The organism is Geopsychrobacter electrodiphilus DSM 16401, assembly GCF_000384395.1.
Lineage (GTDB): Bacteria > Desulfobacterota > Desulfuromonadia > Desulfuromonadales > Geopsychrobacteraceae > Geopsychrobacter > Geopsychrobacter electrodiphilus.
In genome coordinates this window covers 4120292-4146459 of sequence record NZ_ARWE01000001.1, presented here as the reverse complement: position 1 = coordinate 4146459, position 26168 = coordinate 4120292, and the positions used below count along the sequence as shown (strand labels likewise).

The following is a 26168-nucleotide window of genomic DNA, read 5'->3' as shown; positions in this document are numbered from 1 at the left end:
GGGAAAATTATGTCGAGGATAGCATCAGTTACCGCATTGGAAGAGTTTCGCCAGGAGATCCTCTCCCAGCGAGATCCCGATAAACCCTGTATTACGCTCTGTTCCGGCAGCGCCTGTATGGCCACCGGGAGTGGCAAGGTTGCCGCCGCCCTTGAGCGTGAAATCGAAAAACAGGGGGTTTCAAGCGAAGTGGTCTCCAGACGCACCGGTTGCCACGGCTTTTGTGAGCAGGGCCCGATTGTGGTTATTTACCCGCAGGGGATCTGCTACCTCAGGGTTCAGCCGGAGGATATCGCCGAAATCATCAGCGAGACGATCATCGGCAAGCGGATTGTCGAACGGCTGCTCTATGTCGATCCCAACAACGGTGAAAAAGCGACCCGCGAAGACGATATCCCATTCTACAAGAATCAGCAGCGCCTGGTGCTCGGCTCCAACCGCAAGATCGACCCCAGGAGTCTGGAGGATTATCTCGCCGTCGAAGGTTATCAGGCCCTCGCCAAGGTCCTCTTTCAGATGACGCCCGAACAGGTCGTTGGTGAAGTCAAGGATGCCAAGTTGCGCGGCCGTGGCGGTGCCGGCTTTCCCTCTGGAATCAAATGGGATTTTGCGCGCAATGCCCCCGGCGAACAGAAGTATGTGGTGGTCAACTGCGATGAAGGGGATCCGGGCGCCTACATGGACCGCTCGGTGATGGAAGGCAACCCCTTTGCTGTGCTTGAGGGCTTGATGATCGGCGCCTACGCCATCGGCGCGCATGAAGGCTACGTCTACGTGCGGCAGGAGTATCCGCTGGCGGTCGCCAACCTGACGGTCGCGATCAAAAAGGCAGAGGAAGCCGGCCTGCTCGGTCAGAATATTCTCGGTTCGGGCTTCGATTTCACGGTCAAGGTCCATCGCGGCGCCGGTGCCTTTATCTGTGGTGAAGAGACTTCATTGCTCAACTCACTGGAGGGGAAGGCGGGCGAACCGAATGCACGACCACCCTTCCCGGCGATCAAAGGCTTGTGGGGAAAACCAACCAATATCAATAATGTCGAAACCTGGGCCAATATCCCGATGATCATCAATAAGGGCGCCGCTTTCTTCAGCGCCATCGGTACGGAGAGCAGCAAGGGGACCAAGATCTTCTCGCTGGTCGGCAAGGTCAATAACACCGGCCTGGTCGAGGTGCCGATGGGGGCCTCGATGCGCGACATCATCTTCAAGATCGGCGGCGGGGTGCCCGACGGCAAAAAGTTCAAGGCGGTGCAGACCGGCGGACCCTCAGGCGGTTGTCTGCCGGAAAAACTGCTGGATATCAAGGTCGACTTTGACGAACTGAGCAAGGCGGGCGCGATGATGGGTTCCGGCGGGATGATCGTCATGGATGAGGATACCTGCCTGGTCGATATCGCCCGCTACTTCCTGGCCTTTTTGAGTGACGAGTCCTGCGGCAAATGTACACCCTGCCGCGAAGGGATCCGGCAGATGCTGAAGATCCTGACCAATATGACCAAAGGGTTGGGCCGCCCAGGAGATCTCGAACTATTGCTGGAGTTGGCCGAGACGACAAAGGGTTCTTCCATGTGCGCCTTAGGGAAGACCGCACCCAACCCGGTCTTGAGTACCCTGAACCATTTCCGCGAAGAGTATGAGGCGCATATTAACGAGAAGCGCTATCCATCCCTCTCGTGCAAGGCGTTGATTGCCTTTCATATCGCACCGGAGAAGTGCAAGGGCTGCGGAGCCTGTTTCCGGAAATGCCCGGCCGAAGCGATCGAAGGGGGTAAAAAGCGGATTCACGTCATCCTGCAAGAGAAGTGCACCAAGTGCGGCGGCTGCCTTGAAGCCTGCCCGGCGGTCTTCGGCGCAGTGAGCAAGATTTCCGGGGTCCCCGTCCCAGATGCCATTCCTGAAGAAGCAAGGGCCATATAATGAATAAAATCAGCCTGCAGATCGATGGAAAACAGATAACTGCCGAAGAAGGGACGACCGTTCTGGTGGCGGCGCGCAGCCTGGGGATCACGATTCCCACCGTTTGCGATCATGCACAACTGGCACCCTACGGGGCCTGCCGAGTCTGCACCGTTGAGGCGGATGCGAACGGTCGCTCCAATCTGGTCGCCGCCTGTCAGTATCCGGTCGAAAACGGGATGGTCATCAGGACCAAAACTGAAAAGCTCGACAAGATCCGCAAGCTGCTGCTGGAGCAGATGCTCTCGCACGCTCCCGACTCCGAACCCCTGCAGGAATTGGCCAGACAGTATGGCGCAGACCGCAACCGGTTTGAGCAGGAAGCTTCGTTCTGTATTCTCTGCGGTCTATGTGTGAGATACTGCGCCGAGGTCAAGCAGAAGCACGCCATCAGCTTTTTCGACCGCGGCGCCAAACGCGAGATCGCATTTTTACCGGAGATCGCCATGCAGGAATGCTGGGACTGCAAAGAATGTTTTCCGCTCTGCCCCACCTCGGCGCTGCAGGCCGCGTACGTTTTAACTGAATCGTTGCTGACGCCTCCTGATGCAACTGTCCCGTCGTGCGGAGGAGGCTGTTCGGGCAAGTCTTAAAATCAAAAACAGAATGGGCTAGGATCAATTTCCCTCCAAATATCGATTCCCCTCTCCCAGGAGGAGAGGTTCGGGGTGAGGGGGATCGCTCAAAAAGCCATCCCCTCATCCGGCCTTCGGCCACCTTCTCCCTCTGGGAGAAGGGTCAACAGAATATGAGCGCTAATCAGAGAGCCAGAGAAGTGAGAAGCATGGTAGGACGAGCCGCGCGCAAAATTATCCGGGTTGCAAAGGGACAAAGGGAAGAGGCGGAACGCGGAGTGGTCGAGGAATTTCCCCTGCGCCTCAGAATCAATGATCGTGATCTGGCGACCCTGGTTTGTTCCCCGCAGCAGCTCAATTTTCTGGTCGCCGGATTTCTGTTGCTGCAGGGGTTCATCAACAGCCTTGACGATATCCTCAGCATGGGGATCTGCTCCGAGTTTGGTCTGGCCGAACTCCGCATCCGCAACGACTTGCCGCAACAGTTGCAACCGACCCTGACATCCGGCTGCGGCACCGGGATCTCCTACAATCTTCCCCAGAATCTGCTCGATCTTTCCCGGCAACAGCCGCACACCTACAAGAGCGCGGGGCTGTTCCGTCTGATGAAAGAGTTGCAGGAGCAGGCCGAACAGTATCGCAGCCACGGCGGTATCCATTCTGCCGCCATCGGTGACGGTGACCACCTGTTGCTCTATGCCGAAGATATCGGTCGCCATAACACCTTTGACCGCCTGGCCGGCGAAGCTCTGTTCAAAAAAATTGAACTTCACGGCAGAATGCTGGTCACCTCCGGACGGGTCTCGACTGAAATGGTCGCCAAGGCCGCGCGCCTCGGAATCGGCCTGATCGCCTCACGCACCTCCCCCACCGACAAAGCCATCGACCTCTGCGAACAGGCCGGCATCACCCTGGTCGGCTACCTGCGCGGCAATACTTTCGAAATCTTCAGCCATCCTCAGCAGTTGAATTAGTCAGCGTGGCAGAGGGCATGAGAAAGTTGACCGCTGGAAGTCTTCCGCTAAAATACTGATATGTAAAAAGAAATAAATTTTTTCAGGTCAGGTGAAACGTTGATCGCTCTTTCATATGGGGGTGTGCAATATGATTAACAATATCGTACGCTTAAGAGATCTTTGCGAAATTTTGATCGGCATGGGTTTTTCAGATTCAGCGAATAAACAAGAAATTAAAGAATTGATTTCACACCTTGAAGTTCTCATTGATGAAGAGATACGCCTGCTTAAAGAGCGAGAATCCTTATCTGATACCTGAGACCTAGAGTTTTTCATCCTGAAGAAGGAGATTCCCATGACATTGTTAGCTGACAAGATCTGCCAGGCGTGCAGAGAGGGTGCCCCGTTGGCGACTCGGGAAGATATCGCGACCTACATGTCCCAGCTTCCAGGCTGGCAAATATTCGGCGTTGAAGGCATCAATCATTTGGAAAAAACCTATAAATTCAAAAACTTCAAGCAAGCTCTCGAATTTACCAACAAGGTCGGAGCCATCGCCGAACAGGAAAAGCATCATCCGGCCATCCTGACAGAATGGGGAAAAGTTAAAGTCTCCTGGTGGACGCACAAAATAGCCGGGCTGCATGACAATGACTTTATCATGGCGGCAAAAACCGATTTAATCTGCTGAGACGCTTAACCCCGCGACCTGGCCTGCCATTGCTACGATAAATTTCAGCTGTCTGATTTGGGACCGCCGGCTTAATTTTGAGCCAAGCGGATGACTTGATCTGTTCCCTCTCGACCTTCAAGGTTCCAGCCGGCAGGTGCTGATCTTTGCATGTAGAACCCTCCTGAAAGGGGGGACTCTCATGGGTACCTGTTGCTTATTCTGATGAATACCATCCAGGGGTTCTTGAGCAAACCCGTCCACCTGTTGTCAGTCAAAACCAACCAGGTTTTCTTGCCGAAGCCCATCCACCCAATATCAGATTGCTGATGAGAGTTTCGGTTTGCAGGGTCTTTGGAATTTTACAGATATTGCCCGACGCGATGCCCGCATTTTGAGTAGCACAACATATTCGACATATCCGCTCCGTTCAAAATCTCGGCTCTCATGTTCATCAGAGAATGTCGTGTCTTCATATTTGACTTAGAAAATTTTCTTCTCCAATCTACAATGTCTTAACGATAAATTGTGATTAACTGTTAACCTTAAGTTATGTGGGAGCTTTATTTTTTAAAGTTGGAATAATCAACCAAGAGCGCCGGCACCATTTTACTCTCCAGGGAGATCAGCATGCAAAGACATGTGGTTCTGGTCGCGGCACTGCTTCTTTTCTTGTCACTACTTGGCTGCGAATCTGACCCGCAAAATACTGGTCCCCAATATGGCTCAAATCCCGTGTCCACAGAGATTTCCGTTTATCGTTTCGCCGTTCATCCCCTACATAATCCTGCCAAACTCATAGAGTCCTACCAACCTCTTATCGATTATCTAAATGCGAATTTAAAGGGAGGGCAGCTGAAACTTGAGGCTTCGCGAAACTACGCTGATTTCGAAAAAAAGTATCAGGCGCGCGAGCCGGCGTTTCTGCTGCCGAACCCCTGGCAGTCCCTGCAGGCCATTCAATCTGGCTACCGCGTTATCGCGATGGCCGGAGACCCCCTGGACTTCAAGGGGGTTTTCATCATCCGCAAGGACAGCGGGATCACCCGGCCGGCCGATCTAAAGGGTCAGACCGTCAGCTATCCCTCACCCACGGCTCTGGCCGCCTGCATCATGCCGCAATATTTTCTTTACGAGCATGGCATCGATATCAACCGGGAGATCACTAACACCTATGTTGGTTCCCAGGAATCCGCCATCGATAATGTTTACCTAAAAAAGTCGGTCGCTGGCGTGACTTGGCCACCACCATGGCGAGCTTATCAGAAGTCTCACCCCGTAGAAGCCGCCGCCTTAAAAGTTGCGTGGGAAACCGGACCGTTGATCAACAATTCCGTTATGGTCCGTGACGATATCCCCGCTGCCATTCAAGCGCAGGTACAAACAATGCTGATCAGACTCAATGAGACAGAAGAGGGTCGAGCGATCCTCTCTGGCATGGAGACCGCTCTGTTTACGCCAGCGGTGGATCAGGATTATGACGTAGTGCGCCCTTTCATTGCGCGCTTTGAGCGGAACGTACGCAAGGTGGAGACGCCGTGAATCTCAGCAAGTTACGCAACTTTTTTTTCGGCACCCTGCGAGGGCAGCTGATCCTGAGTGTGGCTCTGGTTCACGCAGTCATGATGACCCTGTTTATTCTTGATCTGTCGCTGCGGCAACGCACCCTGCTGCACGAACAGCGGCAACGGGAGGCCAAGGGGATCGCACTGACCCTGTCCACCTCGGCGGCTTCGTGGCTGGAGGCATACGACACCGCAGGGCTGCAAGAGTTGGTTGAAACCCAACGCCGCAATCCTGATCTCAAATTTGCGATTCTGACCGGCAGGGACGGTCAGATTTTTGCGCATACGGACAAAGCCAGGAAGGGCGAGTTTTTGCTCGATCTGCCTCAATCACCGCGGCAAAAGATTATCAGCGACACACCCGACCTTGTCGATATCGCCGCCCCCGCCATGCTGGCTGGTCAACATGTGGGCTGGGTGCGCGTCGGCCTGGGCAATAAAACAAGCCTGAAGCAACTGGCCGCAATTATCCTGAACGGAACCTTCTATGCGTTCGTCGCAATTCTGGTCGGGGCCTTTATCGCCTGGCGCATGGGCTTACGCCTTACCCGGCGTCTTTACGTCGTCCAGGCGACAACCTCTGCGGTGCAGTCAGGCAACCGGACCGCCCGCTGCGACGTCACGGGCTCCGATGAAGCCGCACAACTGGGGCGGGATTTCAATCTTATGCTCGATTCTCTTGCAGATGTCGACTCCTCTTTAAGACAGAGCGAAGCGCGCTATAAGTCCTTGTTTGATGAATCGCCGGTGGCTATCTGGGAGGAGGATCTTTCTATTGTCAAATCCCGGATTAATGCGTTGCGCAGTTCAGGGATCAGTGACTTGCGGGCCTACTTTGAGCAAAAACCGGAAGAGGTCGCCGCGCTGGCGGGACAGGTCCAGATATTGGCAATTAATCAGCGCAGTTTGGAACTGTTCGGCGTCGAGAGTGTCGAGCAAATCACCCAGAACTTCCCCAGCTATTTCACGCCGGCCTCCATGCAAGTGTTCAAGGAGGAACTGTTGGCTTTGATCGCTGGCCAGAAGCGTTTCCAGGCCGAGGCCCCCTATTTAAATGCTCAAGGTGAGAAACTGATATTGGACTTATCCGTGGTCATACAGCCCGACTGTGATGAGAGCTTATGTCGTGTGCTGGTTTCATTCCGAGATATAACCAAGATCAAACAAGCCGAGGAAGAGAGGGAAGTGCATGCAAAACAACTGCGCCAGACACATAAGATGGAAGTCATCGGCACACTGGCAGGTGGTATTGCTCACGACTTCAACAATCTATTGGCGATTATCCGTGGGAATCTGGATATTATTCAACTTAAGAAAAAAACCGGAAAGTCATCAGAGAAGAACCTTGAGCATATAGAAATTGCCACAACACGGGCAGCAGAACTCGTGAAACAAATTCTGACCTTCAGTCGTCAGGAAGATAACATCATCGTACCGACCAACCTCACAGTTGCGGTTACCGAATCGATCGGCTTATTACGCTCGACGATTCCTTCCACGATTGAGATCATAAGCCCTGTTGCTTGTCCCGCAATTTTCATCAACGCCAATATGACGCAATTGCAGCAGGTTGTTATCAACCTGTGTAGTAATGCTGTGCATGCCATGGGGGGGAACGGGCGATTAAGAGCCGGCCTAGAAGAAGTAGAGCTTGACGACCATGAGATACCTGATACCCCCGCCCAGCAGGCAGGCCACTATGCCAGGCTCTCGATCAATGATTGCGGTAGCGGAATGGACGCCGCGACTTTAGCTAAGATCTTTGACCCATTCTTTACGACCAAGGGGGTGGGTAAAGGGACCGGTATGGGCCTGTCGGTGGTCCACGGTATCGTTGAGCAGTTTGGAGGTTTTATCATTGTCGACAGTACCCTCGGGCAAGGAACAACCTTTCACCTCTATTTTCGCACAGTCAAGGAGGCCGTCTCAGTGGCGGACGCAGAGACAACAGAACCTTTACCGCACGGTACAGGGAGGATTCTATTTGTTGATGATGAAGCGCAAATTGCATCGTTGAGCAAAGAACTGTTGGAAAGTCAGGGATATCAAACTATGACCACAAGCAGCAGCATTAAAGCTCTTGAAATTTTTAAGGACAACCCTGACCAGTTCGATCTGGTCATCACCGACCAAGCGATGCCGGAAATGACAGGACTAGAACTAACCCGAGAACTGCTAAAAATCAGGCCCGATATCCCCGTTATTCTCTGTAGCGGATACAGTGCCACGACTACCGAAGAAGTCGCTAAGGGCATGGGTGTGCGTGAATTCTGTATGAAACCTTTGGAGGCTGAACAACTCTTCACTGTGGTCAAAAGAGTATTGGCTGAGGCTGGGCGTTCTGTACCGTCAATTTGACTGGATCTTCGCTTCCAACAAGTCACGAGATTTAGGATATTCAGCAGCCCAACCTGAAGCCAACAGAGCTGGACGGTCTTAAAAAAATTTCCGCAATAGGGTCTTACATCAACTAGACCGTATCATCCACAACCGATCAACCACAACCGCCGAAAATTCCTGAACAATTATAGGTGACTGGGTTCCATCTAATAACAGATGGATGGGTTTGATCGATAATCCCTGGTTATTTTTGCTTAAAAATTGGTGGCGAGCCTGGGTGATAATAAGCATCCCTGTTCCCCCACCGATTTCTTTGTCGCCATCAAATGAATATACACCATATGCGTTGCGCCCTGCCTGCTATTTACCCGTAAAAATCATGCCTCTCAGGACAAACGAAAGAGCCCCCGAGCGCCTGGCGGCATGGGTCTGTTTTGATTGAAAGGAATCTCCAACGAGGCCAGCCTTTGGGTTCCAGATTGAAGACACCGACGGATCGAGAGATTTATCGTTGAAGGATTTGATGAACACGATTAATTCCTGTGATATCATAAATCATGACCACCATGGTCATGTATAGTCCACACATAGGGTCGCATCACATGGAGTCCAAAGTCTTACGGAGAGGTGTCATCATGACTGATAACAAAAATAACGTCGCGCTTATGCCAAGGATAGTTTCCGCTTTCTTCGCAGGTTTTCTGGCCACCCTGATCTTTCACCAGTTAACACTCTGGATCTTGTGGCATGCAGGTCTGGCACCCTTCGCCCCCTTTCCCCTCAAAGCGGTACCTCCGTTCGGGGTGCCGGCGGTCTTTTCTCTGTCTTTTTGGGGTGGAATCTGGGGGATTCTGTTTGCTTTTGCCGAGCGCAAGTTTCCGTCCCGAAGCGGGTATTGGATCACGGCGTTTCTGTTCGGCGCACTGCTCCCCTCGCTGGTGGCGTTAGTGATAGTGCTGCCTCTCAAGGGACGGCCCATGGGTGGAGGATGGGGGTTTCCGCTACTGGCTACAGCGTTTCTGATAAACGGTGCCTGGGGAGTCGGAACAGCCTTTTTTCTCAGACTCTTCTCCAGGCAAAAGTTGACCTAAGGGGAGTTCCGATTGATGGTGGCTTCAGAAGGAAAAGACCTGCGGGACGTGACTGTATCCTCGCTCCTTTGCCGGGATTTTAAACTAGCCGCCAATAAGAATGTCGCTACCGTTTGAATCCCGCGCTTTTTGTATTATCGTACCGAGGGCTGGTCCATTAGGGGTTACAAAAGAGGGCGGCTTGAGCCTGAAACAGGGTTGAAGGTGTGAGATGAGAAACCCCGAAATCAAGCGTTGATTCCGGGGTTCCTGGTTATGATGCAGAAGCAAAACGGCTGGTAACGCGCCCCAGAATCAATTGGACGGGGACCAGGCTGGGGCTGTTCTGCGCCGGGTCGGGATTGTCCCCCTTCAGCAGATAAGCTCCCTGCTCACGCACAGCGTCAACCCGCTTGATGATCTTCAGGCCGGCCTGGCTGGGGTGCCGGGCAATGACGATATCTCCGATGCGTGGCGCTTGACGCCGATAGGCACGCGGATCGACCAGAACCTCATCCTCGGATACGAGCAGGGGCTGCATGGAGGCTCCCGTCACCCGGTAGCGCTGCCGCCGCCTGATCAGCCACAAAAAGATCTCTTTGCCATTGCTTGTCTGCATTCCACAGCATCCGCTGCGCCGTCAGCCGGCAGTGTAATAAGGGACCTCGCGCCCCTTGGTTGCCCAGAAGATGTCGTGGATCTTGTGGACGGCCTTCATCAATGCCTCGGCTTTTTCCAGACTGACCTCGACCTTAACCGCCGAGCAGAGCTTGGCCGCCTTCCAGAAGGTGTCATGCAGATCGGGGTACTTTTCCAGGTGCGGCGGTTTGAAATAGTCGGTCCAGAGCACGAGCAGATCGGTCTTGGCCAGATGGGCCTGCTCTTCCTTGATGCTGATAAACCGCGACAGGCTGTTGGCGGTGGCGTGGCTGTGGTCTTTGGTATCGATGGCCAGAATTTTTTTAGTCATAGAGAGCACAGCTTCGGCGGCGATACGGGCCGAGGCAGGATCATAAACCCCGCAGGGGCCATCACAGTGGGCACTGACTGTTTTTGCAGCTGGAAAAAATTGTTGAATAGTACGGGTCAAAAGCTTCATGGGACACTCCTTCATCGGTTCCTGAGATAATCAATGGATCTGAGCAGGGGAAGATCGGTTCGCCCCGACCTTCCCTCGCTATCACTCCTTAAAGCGAGCCCTCCCTGTATATGGGACAGATATGGTTATATTATCTCGCTTCGGGGATGAATGTCTATCCTCGGAGCTGCATGTCTCAGACGGTTTGCGTTGAGGCGCGGATCTCAAGACCGGCTGACGCCTGGAGACCGGGTAATCCCGAGGTCCCTTCCACATTGCGTCAGGTTCAGCTAAGATGGCGTCTCTTTGCGCAAGCGACAGACCCCTTTTCCATGAGGTGAGATGTGCACGGCTGGACCGGAAAAATCCTGCAAGTCAACCTGACCGATAAAACCACGGAGGAGCTGCGTCTGCCGCCGGAGACCTACCTGAACAACATCGGCGGCAAGGGGCTGGCCGGTGAACTGCTGTTCGAACATCTCGGCCACCGCTGGGACGACCCGCAGATGTCGCTAGCCTTCATGACCGGACCGCTCAACAACACCTCTTCGCCGACCTCGGGCCGCATGACCGTGATGTCGCGCTCACCCTTAACGGGAGCGATCTGTGACGCTTCGGTCGGCGGGAAGATGGGGACGATTCTCAAGCGCGCCGGCTACGACGGGATTGTCGTTACGGGACAGAGCGAAGGCTGGTGTGGACTGAACATCAGTGATACCGGGGTTACATTCAGCAACGCGACCCACCTGACCGGTCTGCCGGTTTCGACGATCCATGCCCGTCTATCAGACGTTCCCGCAATGCAGAATGGCGCGCACGCCATGGTCGGTCCGGCCGCTGAAAACGGCGTGCGCTACGCCGCGATTGTCTTCGATGGCCATTATTTTGCCGGGCGGGGCGGGCTGGGGCTGGTGATGGCCGCAAAAAAACTGAAACATATCTCGGTCTGCGGCAGCCTCAAGACCGAGGTCTTTGAACGCGCTGAGCTCAAAGGGGCGCAGGAAGAGATCTACCGCCTGGTTGCCGCCTCACCGGTTTTGACGGGCGATCTGGGGATCACCCACTACGGCACCGGGGCGCTCTACGATCTGATCGGCAGCCGACGCATGATGCCGACCCATAATTTTCGCCAGACCTGGTTTGAGCATGCGCCGACAATGAACGCCCATGCCTATAAACAGCAGTACGACACGAAAAAATTCGGCTGTGCAGGCTGCCATATCCTGTGTAAAAAGATCGGCGCCAAAGGGGAGATCATCCCCGAATTCGAGACCATGTCGCACTTCAGCGCCCTGCTCGGTAACCAGGATCTGGAGGCGGTGGTGGAAGCCAACCAGATCTGCAACGAAGCGGGGATGGATACGATCTCCGCCGCAGTCAGCCTGGCGACCTCTGCAGAGCTCAGCGGACAGGTTCTGACCCCGGAATCATTTCTGAAGCTGCTTCGAGAAATCGCCGCAGGCACTGGCGCGGGTGCCACGCTTGGTCAGGGCGCCCTGCGCTTCGCCACAGCGGCGGGCCGACCGGAGATCGCGATGGTCTCAAAAGGGCTGGAGTTCCCCGCCTACGATCCCCGCGGCGCTTTAGGGATGGCGCTGGCCTATGCCACCTCGACGCGTGGCGGCTGTCATTTGCGCGCCTACCCGATCTCCCATGAAATTTTGCGCAAGCCGGTCGCCACCGACCGCTTTTCGTTGAGCGGCAAGGCGCGCATCATCAAAATCAGTGAAGATCTGAATGCGGTGGTCGATTCCCTGACCGCCTGCAAGTTTCTGTTCTTTGCCGCCTCCTTGGAAGAATACGCCCGCGCCTTAAATGCGGTGACCGGGATGCAGACCTCCGCCCAGCAACTGCTCAAGGTCGGCGAACGGATCTACTACCGCGAACGGATCATCAACGCGCGCAACGGCTTTAGTGCCGCTGACGATGATATTCCGGCGCGCTTTTTTGCCGAGAGCGGCAGCAGCAGCGAATCGATCCGGGTCTTGCCAGTCGACCGTGACGAATTTTTGCAGGAGCGGGCGGCCTATTACCGCATCCGCGGGCTGGATGAAAACGGTCTGCCGACACCCCATAAAGCCGCCGAACTGGGGCTGTCATGCTGAAGCTGCTGAACAAATATGCTCAGAAAATGGTGACCCATGGCTTATGCTCCGCCGGTTCGCCCCTGATCGGCGGGGTAAATGACGCCGTGGTCTGGAACCGCGCCGACCCGCTGACCCCCGAACTGGAAAACGTCATCGCCGGCCTCAACATCAACAGCCTGATCTTTGCCCGGCCAGCGGAGCCGTTCTTCAGCATTCTCAACTATCACTGTCGCCACAGCGCCAGCGAGTTCATTCCAGAAGACACCGAGACCCGCACCTTTCTGCATGCGATCCCGGTGGCGCGCTCCCTGACCGCCGCTGAGATCGTCCCGCTGCTGCAAAAGCGCAAGGGCTGCGTCGTCGAGGGACAGGGGATTATCAGCTTCGGCACGGTCAGCCCGGAGCAGGCCTTTGTCGTCTTCAGCTCGATCATCTTCTCCGCCTTCGTGAAGTTCTTTGTCGATTACGCCTATGCGCTCAACAAAGGAACCCCGGATGAAGAAACGGCAAAAATGCTGCCCGTGGTGCTGGCCGCCTATGAGCGATTTTTACCTGAGGTTCCAACAGCAGAACTTGAAGCGGGGGATTTTTCAACTGAGGATGAAATTGTGCGGGCCATGATCCAGGCCGGGCATGCGACGGTTAACGCACGGATGGTCGATTCATTCTTCGGCAACATCTCCTACTTCGCCAACGACAGCATCTATATCAGCCAGACCGGGTCTTCACTCGACGAGCTTGAAGGCTGTATCGACGCCTGCCCGCTGGATGATTCGGCCTGTACCGGGATCACCGCCTCCAGCGAGCTGCTGGCGCACCGCGATATCTACCTGGGTGGCGACAACCGCGCGATCCTCCACGGCCACCCCAAATTCAGCGTCATCATGTCGATGCTCTGCTTTGAACCCGACTGTCAAAATCGCGGCAAATGTCATATCCGCTGTGACAAGCCGCGCTTTATCGGCGATATCCCGGTGATTCCCGGCGAGGTCGGCACAGGGCCCAGAGGCCTCAGCAACACCCTGCCACCCGCCGTGCGCGGCCGCCGCGGCGCCATCGTCTACGGCCACGGCGTCTTCACCCTCGGCAACCAGGATTTCCGCGATGCCTTTGCCCATCTCGCGGCGATCGAAACGCTGAGCCGCAATGCCTACCTGAAGCTGATTTCTGCCCCGGCCGAGGCCTCGCCACACAGTTAATTCCCCTCCATGTTATATTCAAGGCTCTAAACAAGCGGGACCAACACCCTTGCTTTCAGGCCTGCGAGTTGGTCACGACCAGATAGCACACCAGCTCCTGGTGGCCACAGTTTTCGATGGCGTGCTCCAGGTCGCCGCGATAAGACGCCGAATCACCTTGCGCCAGGTCACAACAATTGTCGCCGGAGATAACCCGGGCACTCCCTCTGGTGATCGTCAGTAATTCCTTGGTGCCTTCAAAGTGAGGAGCGCTGGACAGACAGGCGGCGACGGCAATCCGGATCTCGTAAAACTCGATGTTTCTCTCCATATGCAGCGGAGAGAGGGTGCGGATATGGCATCTGTCGTCGCTGCGGAACAGGTTGGCGGGATCATCTCCGGACACGACCTCAATACTGTTGAAGACCCCCGGCTGGTCGACCAGTTCGCCGATCGTCACGCCGAAGGCCTGGGCGATACGAAAGGTCACAGCCAGAGTCGGGTTCGCCTGTCCCCTTTCGATTTGACTCAGCATCGAGCGGCTGACACCCGATGCCGCCGCAAGCTGGTCGAGGGTCAGTTTTTTCTTTTTGCGCAACGCGGTGACCCGATTGCAGAGCAATGTGCCGGTCAAGTTATTATCAGGGTCTGGGATAGAGCTCACGACTTTCTCCTTCGGTAAATCCACTATAGTGGAAATAAATCTTGCGTAATGGAAAATATTATTCCATGATGTTGGAAATATTCCACTATCTTAAACTTTTCGGCGAAGGATTGCATCATGAAAGCACTGGTAAAAAAAGAAGCTGCCCCCGGCCTGTGGCTGGAAGAGCAACCCGAACCAAAAATCGGCATCAACGATGTTCTGATCAAGGTCAAGCGCACCGCCATCTGCGGCACCGATATGCATATCTATAACTGGGATGCCTGGGCCCAAAAAACCATCCCCGTCCCTATGATCGTCGGACACGAGTTTGTCGGCGAGATCGTCGCGGTCGGTTCCAACGTCATCGATTTCAGGGCGGGCCAGATCGTCTCGGGTGAAGGGCATGTGGTGTGCGGCCGCTGCCGCAACTGCATGGCCGGACGTCGCCATCTCTGTGCCCGCACCAGCGGCGTCGGAGTCAACCGCCCCGGAGCCTTCGCTGAATATCTGGCCCTCCCCATGTCCAATGTCTGGGAGCATCGCCCGAATATCGATCTGGATGTGGCGGCGCTCTTCGATCCGTTGGGCAACGCGGTGCACACCGCCCTGCAATACGATCTGCTCGGGGAAGATGTGCTGATTACCGGTGCCGGACCCATCGGCGCCATGGCAGCGGCCGTCTGTCGTCACGCCGGGGCCCGCCATGTCGTGATCACCGACATCAATCCCGGACGCCTTGAGTTAGCCAGAGCCCTGGGTGCAACCTGTACCGTCGATGTCGGCCGCGAGAGCATCGCCGAAGTGCAGAAAAAACTGGGAATGAACGAAGGGTTTGATGTGGGGCTGGAGATGTCCGGCAACGCTTCAGCGTTCAAGGATCTGCTGGCCAACATGTGCCACGGCGGCAAGGTCGCCATCCTCGGGATTCCGGGGGGCGATGTGGCGATCGACTGGAACACGGTGATCTTCAATATGCTCACCCTCAAGGGGATTTACGGTCGCGAAATGTACGAAACCTGGTACAAGATGTCGGTGATGATCGAGTCGGGGCTGGACATCTCGGCGGTTATCACCCACCGCTTCGATTATCCGGAATTCGAGGAAGGCTTTGCCGCCATGAATGCCGGTGAGGCCTGCAAAGTCATTCTGAATTGGGACTGTTGAGGCTGTAACCAAACCTCTTACCCAAAGGTCTTCTAGCCGGGAGTATAAAACGATGAATCATCATTTTCTGCAGCATATCAGTGCCGAACTGGCTGCGATTGAGTCGGCCGGTCTCTATAAACGTGAACGTTTGATCACAACCCCGCAAAGTGCCCGTGTCGGGGTCAGCACCGGCGGTCAGATGTTGAATCTGTGCGCCAACAACTACCTTGGCCTGGCCCAGCACCCACAGGTGAACGCCGCCGCCAAAGCCGCCCTCAAAGACTGGGGCTTCGGCATGGCCTCGGTCCGCTTTATCTGCGGCACCCAGACCCTGCATAAACATCTCGAAGAGCGGCTCAGCCAGTTTTTAGGCACGGAAGATACGATCCTTTACCCCTCCTGTTTTGACGCCAACGGCGGGCTGTTCGAATCCCTGATTGGCGAAGAAGACGCGGTCATCTCCGACGAGCTCAACCACGCCAGCATTATCGACGGGGTACGGCTGTGCAAGGCCGCGCGCTATCGCTACCGCAACAGCGACATGTCCGATCTGGAGGCTCAGCTGCAGGCCGCCGACAATAACGGCGCGCGCTTCAAGCTGATTACCACCGACGGAGTTTTCTCCATGGACGGCTATATCGCGCGGATTGATGAGATCTGTGCCCTCGCCGAAAAATACCAGGCCCTGGTGCATGTCGATGATTCCCATGCCACCGGTTTTATCGGCGCCGGCGGCCGCGGCTCCGCCGAGTATCGTAACTGCCTGGAGCGGGTGGATATTATCACCGGCACCCTAGGCAAGGCCCTGGGCGGCGCCAGCGGTGGCTTTACCAGTGCACGCCAGGCGGTTGTCGATCTGCTGCGCCAGCGCTCGCGCCCCTATCTCTTCTCCAATTCAGTGGCCCCGCCCGCAGTGGCCGGCGCCCTGAAGGCGATCGATCTGATCTGCGAATCGAGTGCACTGCGCGATCAACTGCGCGAAAATACAGCAATCTTTCGCGCAGGCCTGACCCGGCACGGATTTGACCTTCTGCCAGGTGAACACCCGATCGTGCCAGTGATGCTGCACGATGCCGCAATCGCGGGGAAATTTGCCGAAGCGATGCTGGCCCAGGGGATCTTCGTGGTGGCGTTTTCCTACCCGGTAGTACCAAAGGGTAAGGCCCGCATCCGCACCCAGATGTCGGCCGCCTTAACGGCAGAGGATCTAGAATTCGCGATTGAGGCCTTCGGCCGGGTGAAGAAACAGCTAGGCCTCTAGGACGCGGCCGGACTCTTCATCCGCTAATTTCCCTTCAAACAAATCCCGTTTTTCCTGAATACTCCTGATCATATGGTCGCGAAATGACAGGACGCGGGCAGTTCGCTTCAAATCCGAATGCAGCAATATCCATAATCCCAGATCATGTTGCGGGTCTGGCTCAGAGTAACGTTGCAACAAGGGGTCGCTGTCTCCCATAAAACAGGGTAAATAGGAAACCCCCAAACCCTCTCTGATCGCCCCCAGGGTCAGCAAGGTGTCATTGCTATAAAAGTTATGCGACTGATGACTGCACGTTTGCTTGGTCCAGGTTTTGTGAAACAGACAGCAGTTGACCCCGATCCACTTGGGTTCACCTGCCTGTTGTTTGATGTTATTCAGATAGTCACGGTTGCCGTAAATGGTGGAGGCAACCGTCAGCATCCGTTTTCCGATCAGGGTATCTATCGGTGCATTGGTGAGGCGAATCGCAACATCCGCCTCGCGTTGTGCCAGGCTGGCATCCACATTGGAGACGTTGATGTGCACTTCCACTTGCGGGTGTTTTTCACTAAAACGGGCGAACATCGGCATAAGTATCGATGAGGCCATGTTGTTTAGAGCACTCACATGCAGGGGGCCGGCGAGAGCGGCATCTTTGCCCAGGAGTGCTTCATCGACACCGAGCATCTCCCTTTCAACCCGGATGGCCGACTGCTTGATATGTTCGCCGGCCGGGGTCAGTTCATAGCCGGTCTTTTTACGCTCAATCAGACGCGTCCCCAGGGTTTCCTCCAGCGCCCGCAAGCGCCGGGAAACCGTCGAATGCTGCACTTCCAACTGTTTGGCCCCCCCACTGATGGAGCCGGTGCGCGCAACTGCCAGAAAAAACCGCATATCGTCCCAGTTCATCGCATCCTCCAAGTCTGTGCATTTTTGCACATTATGTTTCATCTTTTTGCGAATTGTAAGCCGCAATAAACAGGTCCTATGATTGAGTCATAGTCTGACACCTAACAGAAAGGAGAGCGCCATGACTGAAAACCCACCCAAATTTGATGCTGTAAAGTACAAGCAAACGACCCTGCAACAATGGGATTCTGCCGCAGAAGCCTGGCACCGCTGGGGACCCTTATTGTCCAGATGGTTAGGCCCGGCCACCGAAACCATGCTGGATATGTGTGGGATTAAAAATGGCTGCCGAGTGCTGGATGTGGCTGCCGGCGCCGGGGAGCAAACCCTGAGAGTGGCCAAACGGATTGGTCCCCAGGGGCAGGTTCTGGCCACGGACCTCTCCGCGAAGATTCTGCAATATGCCGCCGCATCCGCAAAGTTGGCGGGCCTGAAAAATGTGCAAACCCTGTCCATTGATGGTGAAAACCTGGCGGATCTCAATGCAGAACCATTCGATGCCGTCATTTCTCGTGTGGCTTTAATTTATTTTCCGGATCAGCAAAAGGCCCTGGCGGGGATGAAGCAGCAGGTAAAAACAGGCTGCAAGGTCGCGGCCATGGTTTATTCCACCGCTGAGACAAATCAATTTTTCTCGATTCCGGTTTCCATCATCCGACGTCGAGCCAAACTCCCGCCACCATTACCTGGCCAGCCAGGTCCTTTCAGTCTGGGGGGCGAAGGCAAACTGGTTGATATTTTTGCTCGAGCAGGATTTAAAAACATAGAGCTTAAAACCATAAGCGCCCCAGTGCGTGTCTCATCAGCGGCGGAATGTTTACAGTTTGAGCAGGAATCTTTTGGCGCCCTGCATCAAATGTTATCGGGCCTATCCGATATGGAACAGGATGATGCCTGGAGTGAGGTTGAAGAGGCCTTAACAGCATTTGAGACCAATGGTCAGTTTGAAGGGCCCTGCGAGCTGCTGGTCGCCGTGGGTACAAAATAGGAGGGAGAAGATGCCGAAATTAGCGATCGTACAAAAAGCTTCGGTCTTTCTGGATAAGGAAAAATCGATTGAGTTGGCGGTGACTTCGGTGAAAGAGGCCGCCGCACAAAAAGCCACAGTCGTAATCTTCACCGAGGCCTTTATCCCGGGCTATCCGACCTGGGTCTGGCGCCTTAGACCGGGAGGCGACTGGAATCTGTCTGAACAGCTGTACCAGCGCCTGTTCGACAACAGCGTCTGCATGGAATCGGATGACCTGCTCCCGCTCTACGCTGCGGCCCGGGAACATGAGGTCACCATCGTATGTGGTATTGAAGAGTGCGACAGCCGACTCAGCCGCACGACCCTCTACAATACTCTGATCATCATCGGCCCGGACGGGAGCCTGTTGAACAGACATCGCAAATTGATGCCGACCAACCCAGAACGGATGGTCTGGGGCTTCGGAGATGCTTCCGGGCTGAGGGTCGTTGATACCCCGGCAGGTCGCATCGGTGCCCTGGTCTGCTGGGAAAACTATATGCCGCTGGCAAGGTATGCCCTCTATGCACAGGGGGTGGAGATCTATATCGCGCCGACCTACGACAGTGGCGAAGGCTGGCTCGGCAGTCTGCAACACATCGCCCGCGAAGGCCGCTGCTGGGTTGTGGGCTCTGGCAACCTGATGCGGGGCAGTGATTTTCCGGATGATTTCCCCGACAAATCGCGATTGTACCCTGATCCCGAGGAGTGGGTGAACCCAGGTGACTCCGTGGTCATTGCCCCCGGTGGTGAAATTGTCGCCGGCCCGATGCGCAAGGAATCTGGTATTCTGTATGCTGACATCGACTTGGGAAAAGTAGCCGCTGCACGCAGGGTGTTCGACGTGGCTGGACATTACTCACGGCCAGATATTTTCACACTGCAGGTGGATACCCGAGCTCAGACGTCCGTGGAATTCAAAAATCAGGACCGATGAGAGATGAACCTTTCGTCAGAGATAAGGAGTACCAATGATGGACAACACGCAAAAGTACACAGGTAGCTGTTTTTGTGGCGCAGTTGAGTTCAGTTTGAATGGTCAACCGGAACTCATGGGGTATTGCCATTGCGACTCATGTCGGCATTGGTCCGCAGGGCAGATCAATGCTTTTACCCTGTGGAATCCGGAGAGTTTCAAGATCACCAAGGGCTCAGGAAACCTGGCCGGTTTTGATAAAACCGCGGCGACTAAGAATGAACAGGGTCCAAGTCAACGTATGTGGTGCAAGACCTGTGGCAGCCATGTCGTCATCGAGCACCCAACATTGAATCTCGTTGATGTCCCTGCCGTTATTATTAAGAGCTTCACCTTCGCTCCCGGTTTGCATGTGCACTATCAGGAGACCGTGCATCCCATGAAGGACGGCTTGCCAAAATTCAAGGATCTTCCGGCCGAAGCCGGTGGTTCGGGTGAGGTGTTACCTGAATAGCGTTGATGGTGTTATGCAGACGCCTGAATAGCCGTGAGGCCCCCGTTCTCCACGGCTATTCAGTCAGCAAATATTCTTCTGGCGATCTGGGTGGTATTTCTCCGTATTGCCGTGGATTTAAGGGAACTTGCCTTTCGTCCAATATGAACACCGTTAATCAATGCATATAATGATGGCCAATAAAAACAACTACCTTTCCCGGTAAATTCAATACCCAGACGAATCCAATACCTCCCTTAACTTTGTCGTAAGGTCATCAAGAGAAAATGGCTTATGGATGAAATGTATTCCGTCGTCAAGCACACCATGATGAGCAATGACGTCAGCTGTATACCCTGACATAAAAAGACGCTTGATATCTGGATAAAGGGTCAGGATTTTTTTGGCCAGTTGTCTACCGTTCATTTCTGGCATGACGACATCAGTCATCAAAAGATGAATATCCCCCGTGTATTCTTCGGCCAGGCGAATCGCTTCCCCTGGTGTTTCGGCCGTCAACACTCGGTACCCCTGTAGTTCCAGAAGTTGTCTGCCAATATCAAGTATCGCCGGCTCATCCTCCACCAGCAAAACCGTTTCCTTTCCTCGTTCAACCAGGCTTGCTCCAGGCTCTACCTGAGAACCTACATTTTCCCCCGTAAATCGAGGGAAATATATCAGGAATGTGGTGCCTTCACCTGGCTTGCTTTGAACATCGATGTAGCCGTCATTCTGCTTTACGATTCCATAAACCGTCGCAAGTCCAAGGCCAGTTCCTTGACCTACTCCTTTGGTCGTAAAAAAAGGCTCGAAAATCTTTTCGAGGTTTTTCTCCTCTATTCCGCTACCATTATCAGTCACGGACAGGAGAACATAATCCCCCCGGGAGAGTCCCTTGTGTTCGGCGCAAAAAATGCCATCACAATGTTTATTTATTACCTCGATATTGATCTCACCGAACCCTTCGATGGCATCCCGCGCGTTGACGCAAAGGTTGGCCAGAATTTGGTCAATCTGGCCAGGATCCACCTTAACCGGCCACAGCATGTTTTCGCATGACCAGGCCAGTTCAACTTCTTCGCCGATCAGGCGCTTGAGCATGGTAAACATGCCCCGAATCGTATCGTTCAGGTCAAGGATCTTAGGGGTAACTGTTTGTCTCCGCGCAAAAGCCAGAAGCTGGCGCACGATATCGGCAGAACGTTTGGCCGCATTGTGAATCTGATCCAGGTGCTGATGTAGTGCAGGTGATACTGCCTCTTTTCTTTTCGCGATTTCTACATGCCCGAGAATGATGCTCAGCATATTATTAAAATCATGGGCCACCCCGCCGGCGAGTCGACCCAGCGCTTCAATTCTCTGGGTTTGTTGAAGCTGATTTTCGAGGGTCTTGCGCTCCTCTTCTTTATTTTTCTGGTCAGTAATATCCTGAATTGTTCCAAGCAAAGACAGCTTGTGCCCATCGCGATTGAAGGTCAGGGCACCCAATCCATAGACCCAGCGTGTTTCGCCATCGTTGTGACGAATGATCCGGTATTCTTTGGCAAACGCTTTTTTCTGGCCGATAATCTCTTCGCTCAAATATGTCTCTAGCCTCTCTCGATCATCCAGGTGAACCAGGTCCATCCAGCCTTGAATACTTCGGTTGTAGCTTTCATCAATACCAAAAATAGAATCCAAAACCTCAGAGGATTCCCAATAGCCTCCCACCAAATCTGCCTTATAGGAGCCAATGGAAGCGGAACGTTGTGACTCCTTAAAAAAATACTCACTCTCTTTCAACTCTTCTTCCGCCTTCAGGCGTTCGGTAATGTCTTCATAAATCCCCAGCAACCCGATAACCTTATTGTCGTCATCAAACAGCGGAACCTTGGAGGTACAGACCGTGATTCTCTCTCCCGCGGGTGTCGTTTGGGGTTCAATGATCCCCAGTTTGGGAACGCCTGACTCTATAACCAGCTGGTCATCTGCCCGGTACATCTCCGCCTGCTCTTGCCAGCCCATCTGGAAGTCATCTTTGCCTAGCAAATCTTCAGGGCAGGAAAAACCGGCCGCCTCAGCAAACGCCGTATTACAACCGAGATAGTTTAATTCAGAGTCCTTCCAAAAAATGCGGATGGGAATGTTCTCCACAACACTGTGGAGTAAATTTCGTGACTCGTGAAGGGCATCCTCTACCCGTTTCTGCTCGGAGATATCTACAGCGATACTTTCAACGGCTGGTTTGTTTTCCCATTGCGTCGCTCTGATCGATACATGTAAAGAAAATATTGAGCCGTCCTTCCGGAAATGACTAACCTCAAAAGAGGCTGACCCATGCTGCTCAATTTGACGTTTCCTCTCTTCAAATAAAACTACAGTCTCAGGAACATCAAGCTCATGAAGGTTGAGTGCCAAGAATTCCTCACGGGTATATCCGTGCATATCCAGGCATTTCTGGTTTGCATACAGGAAATTCCCATCGGGGTCATGGATGGTAATGGCCGCAGGAGCAACATCAACCAGATTGGCCAGGCGGTTTCTTTCCTCTTCGGCCTTCCGACTCTCTGTGATGTCCTGAAGGAATCCACTCCAAATCACAGGCTCCCCAGGTGACGCCGGGTTAGGCTTAGAATTGATCCGAAGCCATTTTAAGCGCCCCGAGGGCGTAATGATGCGAACTTCGGAGTTAAATACTTTTCCCTCAAGGTTGGCGGCCAGATCCTCCTGGTAAAGGCGCTCAAGATCCTCTGGATGGATCAGATTCCACACCAACCCCATATCATTCAGAAGCTCTCCTGGGTCTAATTCAAGAATTTCACGACAAGGGCCAGGTGCCACATAGAGAAAACGGCTGGTACCGGCTGGATCGAGGACGGAATCGTAAAGCATGACCGGAATGGTATTGACCATTCGTTCGAATCTGTTCTTATCCTCGAGAGTCTGTTTCTCTGACGGGTGGGGAAGGTGCTCGTTTTTCTCCATCTTCGAAGCCTCCAGGAAATTGGAATTGCAGATTTTTTCTCAGAACGTATGGCCCTGCTAAATCAGTGTATTAACTTGCACTTCCCCGAGGGGTGCGCTGCGGATTGATGATCCCCATATATTTGAGATTTTGATTTGATCCCCACAAAGTGAACTCGCATTGAGTCAGGGTGGCCCACTTTCTGAAACGAGGACTGAATTTGAGGATTTTTCAGGGAGAGGGAATCCTGTTTTCAGTATGCTCAATCAGTGCTGATTCATCCTCGACTTCTGCTATTGAATTCACCGGCAGAGGATGATAGTTACTCGCCTTGTCAATGACTCTGGATATCTGATCAAACAAAAGTCGGTCTTATCTTATGACCCTCACAACCTTTCCCTCACCCTTTGCTGCCAGGCATTCTCTTATTCCCTAAAATGTTCTCAGACCACTAAAGTACGCCACTATGCACTGTGTAAGCTCAGTTACTTTATCAAAGCCAGGTTTAAAGTCTGCCACCCGAGAACAAAGGTTGGCATAAATTTTCTCCATTCCTCACTTAGAAAAAATCTCGATCAAGGCCCCGCCATGGCCTGTCTTATGATACCAAAAATAATAGTGATGTCTAATCTATTGACAGTCGCAGGCTTGAACCATGAGTCCTTTTGGAGGATGCGGGACGGACTCAGGTCTGACCAGGGTTTCAGCAAAAACCGATCAATGTAAGATCTCCTAGATTGTTCCTGATCGTGCAGATCGGGGACGTTCCTGACAAAAGGATTAACTCATTGACAACGCCAGTGCTGTAACGACCCGCCAGTTGGTCGTTTTGTCAAGAACGTCCCGCGTTACTCTTAAAAAAAGTCCCTTCATCCGGTAATTTGACAGTTCACGCGAAACGCCTTTGCATGTATCCCCAGAATTTGCACAATTTTAGTTGACTCAGAATTTGGTATTGAGGTACGTCTTTGCTATATTTTAAACATAAGTTGAATCCCGCTCAATGCGACAAGACCTTCCACCTGATATTCTTTGAACCAAAGAGCTAGAGGGACGGTAATATCCATTAATGGACGAATAACCCCCTGCTATGCACTCGATAAGGAGATCACATGAAAGCTCAAAAAGTACTGGTTCCCCTTGATAGCTCAGCGATCTCGGCCCGGACAGTTAAAGGTCTGATCGCTTTCAAGAAGCGCCTCAGCCCGCCCTTGACCCTGCTTCATGTTCTGGATCTAAGCATGCTCGCGATTCTCGGATTCCCCGAAAAGACCCGCGATGAATTCGAACTGCGTGTCCGACAGGAAGCGGCGCAATTTATCGCCGCCCAAAAAGACCTGTTCAGCGCTGCGGGGATCACCGTGGAGACCTTGGTCAAAGAAGGTCACGCACGCGAAACCATCTGTGCGCTGGCCGACAGTGGCGAGTACGATCTGCTGGTCATCGGCCGCAATCCTGTCAGCGGATTACGCGACCTGTTGTTTGGTCAGGTCTCCAATTTCGTTGTCCATCAGACAAAATGCCCGGTGTTGATTATCTGAGCCGCAACGGTTGCTGCCGCTCTTTTTAAAAAGGATCTGATCCATGGACCTGACCCGGCCCCTGCAAGGCGGCGAGTTTCTGCTGGCACATAACCACGACAGAAAAAGCTTCACGCCGGAGGATTTCAGTTCGGAGCAGCGTCAGATCGCGGCGACGACCGAGAGCTTCATGCGCGACGAGATCCTGCCGGAGCTGGCGGTGATGGAAAAACAGGACTTCGCGCTGGTGGTCGCAAAACTGCGCCGCGCAGCCGAACTCGGGCTGTTCCTGGTCGATATCCCCGAGGAATACGGCGGTCTGGAACTCGATAAGGTGACCAGTATGCTGGTCGCTGAAAAGCTCGGCCCCAGCGGCTCATTCGCCATCACCTCCAGCGGCCAGAGTGGCATCGCGACCCTGCCGCTGGTCTATTTTGGCACCCCCTCCCAAAAACAGGCTTACCTCGAAAAACTCACCAGCGCCGAATGGATCGGGGCCTACTGTCTGACCGAACCCGATTGCGGCAGTGATCCCCTGAGCGCCCGCACCACCGCGACCCTCTCCACCGATGGGTCCTGCTATTTGCTCAACGGCGTCAAACAATTCATCACCAACGCGGCCTTTGCCGACCTGTTCACGGTCTTCGCCAAGATCGACGGCCGACAGTTCTCGGCTTTTCTGGTAGAGCGTGAAACGGCAGGGCTCTCCATCGGCAAAGAAGAGCAGAAGATGGGGCTCAAGGGGAGTTCAACCGCCCAGGTGGTCCTGGAGAATGTGCGGGTGCCGCTCGCGAACCTGCTGGGAGAAGCGGGGAAGGGGCACAAAATCGCTTTCAATGTACTTAATATCGGCCGTCTGAAACTGGCCGCAACCGTCGTCGGCGCCGCGAAGGCCGCCTTCAGCGAAGCAGCTACCTATGCCGGTGAGCGCAAACAGTTCGGCCAGCAGCTCCAGCAGTTCGGTGCCATTCAGGAAAAACTGGCTGATATGAGCTGCGCCCTGTTTACTGCCGAGTCACTCCTCTACCGAACCGCCGGGCTGCTGGATGAGCGGATCGCGACCCTCGAACGCAGCGGCGACGATTATTACGCGCGCTACCAGAAGGCGATTGAAGAATACGCCGGCGAGTGCGCCATGGCCAAGGTCTTCTGCACCAATACTCTGGCAATGGTGGCCGACGAGGCGCTGCAGATTCACGGCGGCTACGGCTATATACAGGACTACCCGGTCGAACGTTTCTATCGCGACGCGCGGATCAACCGAATTTTCGAGGGGACCAACGAGATCAACCGGATGTTGATCCCGACCCTGCTGTTGCGCCGCGCCGACTCGGGTCAGCTCGACCTTTGGTCCCAGGTGCGGGTTGCGCAGCAAGGGCATGCGACCCCGGCGCGTGTTGACCGTAACCACCCCGCGGCTTTTGCCGTCGAGGCCGAGTTGCTGGCCAAGCTGAAGAGACTCTTCCTGCTCCTGCTCGGCGCCGTTGAAACCAAACGCGAAGAGCAGGAGATCCTGCTGGCCCTCGGGGACCTGGCGATCGACACCTTCGCGCTAGAGAGTACGCTCTTGCGTGCCAGCCAGATGTTGCAGACCGGCGGACCGAAAAGCGCCCCGCTGCGGGCCCTGGTGCAAACAGCTGCCTTCTCCTTGAGCGGCCAGATCCTGTCTGCCGCCCTGCGCTGTGCCGCCTACGGTGTACCGGAACCGCAGAGCGGGGACCTGCGTCAAACCATCACCGAGTTGACCGCTTATCTCCCCACCGACCTGCTGGAGGCCAAGCGCACTCTTGCCGCGGCGGCCAGCGACGCCGGAGGCTACCCGTTCTGAACTGATCAGCACTTTTATTCAATCGCTCCAGGAGGTTTG

22 protein-coding genes are annotated in these 26168 nt (G+C 54.2%); 17 read left to right on the top strand and 5 right to left on the bottom strand.

The genetic code is table 11. The annotated features are described in order from the left end of the window. Nucleotides 1-9: 9 nt before the first annotated feature. From nuoF to D888_RS0119660, 8 genes are all read left to right on the top strand, one after another. A complete protein-coding gene (gene nuoF / locus D888_RS0119700; RefSeq protein ID WP_026362516.1) occupies nt 10-1917 on the top strand; it encodes an NADH-quinone oxidoreductase subunit NuoF in 1908 nt (635 codons plus the stop codon). Then, complete coding sequence (locus D888_RS0119695) at nt 1917-2549, top strand: 2Fe-2S iron-sulfur cluster-binding protein (RefSeq protein WP_020678296.1); 633 nt, start codon at nt 1917-1919, stop codon at nt 2547-2549. Before nuoF ends, D888_RS0119695 begins: the two co-directional genes overlap by 1 nt. A 191-nt stretch (nt 2550-2740) precedes the next feature. After that, nucleotides 2741-3505 (top strand): formate dehydrogenase accessory sulfurtransferase FdhD, encoded by a 765-nt coding sequence (gene fdhD / locus D888_RS0119690; RefSeq protein WP_020678295.1) that lies wholly within the window; start codon nt 2741-2743, stop codon nt 3503-3505. A 130-nt stretch (nt 3506-3635) separates the two neighbouring features. Beyond that, complete coding sequence (locus D888_RS24305) at nt 3636-3806, top strand: hypothetical protein (protein WP_020678294.1); 171 nt, start codon at nt 3636-3638, stop codon at nt 3804-3806. Between the two features lie 36 nt (nt 3807-3842). After that, a complete protein-coding gene (locus tag D888_RS0119680) occupies nt 3843-4178 on the top strand; it encodes a 4a-hydroxytetrahydrobiopterin dehydratase (RefSeq protein WP_020678293.1) in 336 nt (111 codons plus the stop codon). A 609-nt stretch (nt 4179-4787) separates the two neighbouring features. Beyond that, on the top strand, nt 4788-5699 hold the full coding sequence (locus tag D888_RS0119675) for a PhnD/SsuA/transferrin family substrate-binding protein (RefSeq protein WP_020678292.1): 912 nt from the start codon (nt 4788-4790) through the stop codon (nt 5697-5699). Further along, nucleotides 5696-8080 carry a response regulator gene (locus D888_RS23495; RefSeq protein ID WP_020678291.1) on the top strand — a complete coding sequence of 795 codons (2385 nt, stop codon included), beginning with the start codon at nt 5696-5698 and terminating at the stop codon, nt 8078-8080. The genes D888_RS0119675 and D888_RS23495 overlap by 4 nt, the downstream gene beginning before the upstream one ends. 617 nt (nt 8081-8697) lie before the next feature. Next, nucleotides 8698-9153: a hypothetical protein gene (locus D888_RS0119660; RefSeq protein WP_020678289.1), complete on the top strand. Its 456-nt coding sequence runs from the start codon at nt 8698-8700 to the stop codon at nt 9151-9153. Nucleotides 9154-9406: 253 nt separating this feature from the next. Here the strand turns inward: D888_RS0119660 and sodX are convergent, their stop codons facing one another. Both sodX and sodN read right to left on the bottom strand, forming a co-directional pair. Then, nucleotides 9407-9751 carry a nickel-type superoxide dismutase maturation protease gene (gene sodX, locus D888_RS0119655; protein WP_020678288.1) on the bottom strand — a complete coding sequence of 115 codons (345 nt, stop codon included), beginning with the start codon at nt 9749-9751 and terminating at the stop codon, nt 9407-9409. A 21-nt stretch (nt 9752-9772) separates the two neighbouring features. Beyond that, nucleotides 9773-10231 carry a superoxide dismutase, Ni gene (gene sodN, locus D888_RS0119650; protein ID WP_020678287.1) on the bottom strand — a complete coding sequence of 153 codons (459 nt, stop codon included), beginning with the start codon at nt 10229-10231 and terminating at the stop codon, nt 9773-9775. A 323-nt stretch (nt 10232-10554) separates the two neighbouring features. On the opposite strand from sodN, the gene D888_RS0119645 reads away from it, so the two are divergent. Together D888_RS0119645 and D888_RS0119640 are read left to right on the top strand one after the other, a co-directional pair. Beyond that, nucleotides 10555-12315 carry an aldehyde ferredoxin oxidoreductase family protein gene (locus tag D888_RS0119645; protein ID WP_020678286.1) on the top strand — a complete coding sequence of 587 codons (1761 nt, stop codon included), beginning with the start codon at nt 10555-10557 and terminating at the stop codon, nt 12313-12315. Beyond that, nucleotides 12309-13496 (top strand): class II aldolase/adducin family protein, encoded by a 1188-nt coding sequence (locus D888_RS0119640; RefSeq protein ID WP_020678285.1) that lies wholly within the window; start codon nt 12309-12311, stop codon nt 13494-13496. Before D888_RS0119645 ends, D888_RS0119640 begins: the two co-directional genes overlap by 7 nt. Before the next feature lie 55 nt (nt 13497-13551). On the opposite strand, the gene D888_RS0119635 is transcribed toward D888_RS0119640, so the two are convergent. Further along, entirely contained in the window at nt 13552-14139 is a 588-nt protein-coding gene (locus D888_RS0119635) for a helix-turn-helix domain-containing protein (RefSeq protein ID WP_020678284.1), read from the bottom strand. 117 nt (nt 14140-14256) lie between these two features. Here D888_RS0119635 and tdh point away from each other — a divergent pair, with 117 nt between their 5' ends. Together tdh and kbl are read left to right on the top strand one after the other, a co-directional pair. Then, nucleotides 14257-15285: an L-threonine 3-dehydrogenase gene (gene tdh, locus D888_RS0119630; protein WP_020678283.1), complete on the top strand. Its 1029-nt coding sequence runs from the start codon at nt 14257-14259 to the stop codon at nt 15283-15285. Between the two features lie 52 nt (nt 15286-15337). Beyond that, the gene (gene kbl / locus D888_RS0119625; RefSeq protein ID WP_020678282.1) at nt 15338-16528 is read left to right on the top strand and encodes a glycine C-acetyltransferase; all 1191 of its coding nucleotides are present in this window, start codon (nt 15338-15340) and stop codon (nt 16526-16528) included. On the opposite strand, the gene D888_RS0119620 is transcribed toward kbl, so the two are convergent. Next, the gene (locus D888_RS0119620; RefSeq protein ID WP_020678281.1) at nt 16517-17419 is read right to left on the bottom strand and encodes a LysR family transcriptional regulator; all 903 of its coding nucleotides are present in this window, start codon (nt 17417-17419) and stop codon (nt 16517-16519) included. The two genes, kbl and D888_RS0119620, sit on opposite strands and share 12 nt — an antisense overlap. Nucleotides 17420-17540: 121 nt before the next feature. Here D888_RS0119620 and D888_RS0119615 point away from each other — a divergent pair, with 121 nt between their 5' ends. The 3 genes from D888_RS0119615 to D888_RS0119605 are packed head-to-tail and all read left to right on the top strand — an operon-like array spanning nt 17541 to nt 19858. Next, nucleotides 17541-18407, top strand: coding sequence for a class I SAM-dependent methyltransferase (locus D888_RS0119615; protein ID WP_020678280.1), 867 nt, complete (start codon nt 17541-17543; stop codon nt 18405-18407). A 10-nt stretch (nt 18408-18417) separates the two neighbouring features. Next, complete coding sequence (locus D888_RS0119610; RefSeq protein WP_020678279.1) at nt 18418-19365, top strand: carbon-nitrogen hydrolase family protein; 948 nt, start codon at nt 18418-18420, stop codon at nt 19363-19365. Between the two features lie 37 nt (nt 19366-19402). After that, entirely contained in the window at nt 19403-19858 is a 456-nt protein-coding gene (locus tag D888_RS0119605) for a GFA family protein (protein ID WP_020678278.1), read from the top strand. A gap of 207 nt (nt 19859-20065) precedes the next feature. On the opposite strand, the gene D888_RS23490 is transcribed toward D888_RS0119605, so the two are convergent. Beyond that, nucleotides 20066-22801, bottom strand: a complete 2736-nt coding sequence (locus D888_RS23490) for a PAS domain S-box protein (protein WP_020678277.1) — start codon at nt 22799-22801, stop codon at nt 20066-20068. 1092 nt (nt 22802-23893) lie between these two features. On the opposite strand from D888_RS23490, the gene D888_RS0119595 reads away from it, so the two are divergent. Next, nucleotides 23894-24322, top strand: a complete 429-nt coding sequence (locus D888_RS0119595; protein WP_020678276.1) for a universal stress protein — start codon at nt 23894-23896, stop codon at nt 24320-24322. A 43-nt stretch (nt 24323-24365) separates the two neighbouring features. Beyond that, complete coding sequence (locus tag D888_RS0119590; RefSeq protein WP_020678275.1) at nt 24366-26129, top strand: acyl-CoA dehydrogenase family protein; 1764 nt, start codon at nt 24366-24368, stop codon at nt 26127-26129. Nucleotides 26130-26168: the final 39 nt, after the last annotated feature.

Excerpts from the sequence above, each read along its gene's own strand:
- nuoF (WP_026362516.1), top strand. The coding sequence starts at position 10 with ATGTCGAGGATAGCATCAGTTACCGCATTGGAAGAGTTTCGCCAGGAG.
- D888_RS0119695 (WP_020678296.1), top strand. The coding sequence starts at position 1,917 with ATGAATAAAATCAGCCTGCAGATCGATGGAAAACAGATAACTGCCGAA.
- fdhD (WP_020678295.1), top strand. The coding sequence starts at position 2,741 with ATGGTAGGACGAGCCGCGCGCAAAATTATCCGGGTTGCAAAGGGACAA.
- D888_RS24305 (WP_020678294.1), top strand. The coding sequence starts at position 3,636 with ATGATTAACAATATCGTACGCTTAAGAGATCTTTGCGAAATTTTGATC.
- D888_RS0119680 (WP_020678293.1), top strand. The coding sequence starts at position 3,843 with ATGACATTGTTAGCTGACAAGATCTGCCAGGCGTGCAGAGAGGGTGCC.
- D888_RS0119675 (WP_020678292.1), top strand. The coding sequence starts at position 4,788 with ATGCAAAGACATGTGGTTCTGGTCGCGGCACTGCTTCTTTTCTTGTCA.
- D888_RS0119660 (WP_020678289.1), top strand. The coding sequence starts at position 8,698 with ATGACTGATAACAAAAATAACGTCGCGCTTATGCCAAGGATAGTTTCC.
- sodX (WP_020678288.1), bottom strand. The coding sequence starts at position 9,751 with ATGCAGACAAGCAATGGCAAAGAGATCTTTTTGTGGCTGATCAGGCGG.
- sodN (WP_020678287.1), bottom strand. The coding sequence starts at position 10,231 with ATGAAGCTTTTGACCCGTACTATTCAACAATTTTTTCCAGCTGCAAAA.
- D888_RS0119640 (WP_020678285.1), top strand. The coding sequence starts at position 12,309 with ATGCTGAAGCTGCTGAACAAATATGCTCAGAAAATGGTGACCCATGGC.
- tdh (WP_020678283.1), top strand. The coding sequence starts at position 14,257 with ATGAAAGCACTGGTAAAAAAAGAAGCTGCCCCCGGCCTGTGGCTGGAA.
- kbl (WP_020678282.1), top strand. The coding sequence starts at position 15,338 with ATGAATCATCATTTTCTGCAGCATATCAGTGCCGAACTGGCTGCGATT.
- D888_RS0119620 (WP_020678281.1), bottom strand. The coding sequence starts at position 17,419 with ATGAACTGGGACGATATGCGGTTTTTTCTGGCAGTTGCGCGCACCGGC.
- D888_RS0119615 (WP_020678280.1), top strand. The coding sequence starts at position 17,541 with ATGACTGAAAACCCACCCAAATTTGATGCTGTAAAGTACAAGCAAACG.
- D888_RS0119610 (WP_020678279.1), top strand. The coding sequence starts at position 18,418 with ATGCCGAAATTAGCGATCGTACAAAAAGCTTCGGTCTTTCTGGATAAG.
- D888_RS0119605 (WP_020678278.1), top strand. The coding sequence starts at position 19,403 with ATGGACAACACGCAAAAGTACACAGGTAGCTGTTTTTGTGGCGCAGTT.
- D888_RS23490 (WP_020678277.1), bottom strand. The coding sequence starts at position 22,801 with ATGGAGAAAAACGAGCACCTTCCCCACCCGTCAGAGAAACAGACTCTC.
- D888_RS0119595 (WP_020678276.1), top strand. The coding sequence starts at position 23,894 with ATGAAAGCTCAAAAAGTACTGGTTCCCCTTGATAGCTCAGCGATCTCG.
- D888_RS0119590 (WP_020678275.1), top strand. The coding sequence starts at position 24,366 with ATGGACCTGACCCGGCCCCTGCAAGGCGGCGAGTTTCTGCTGGCACAT.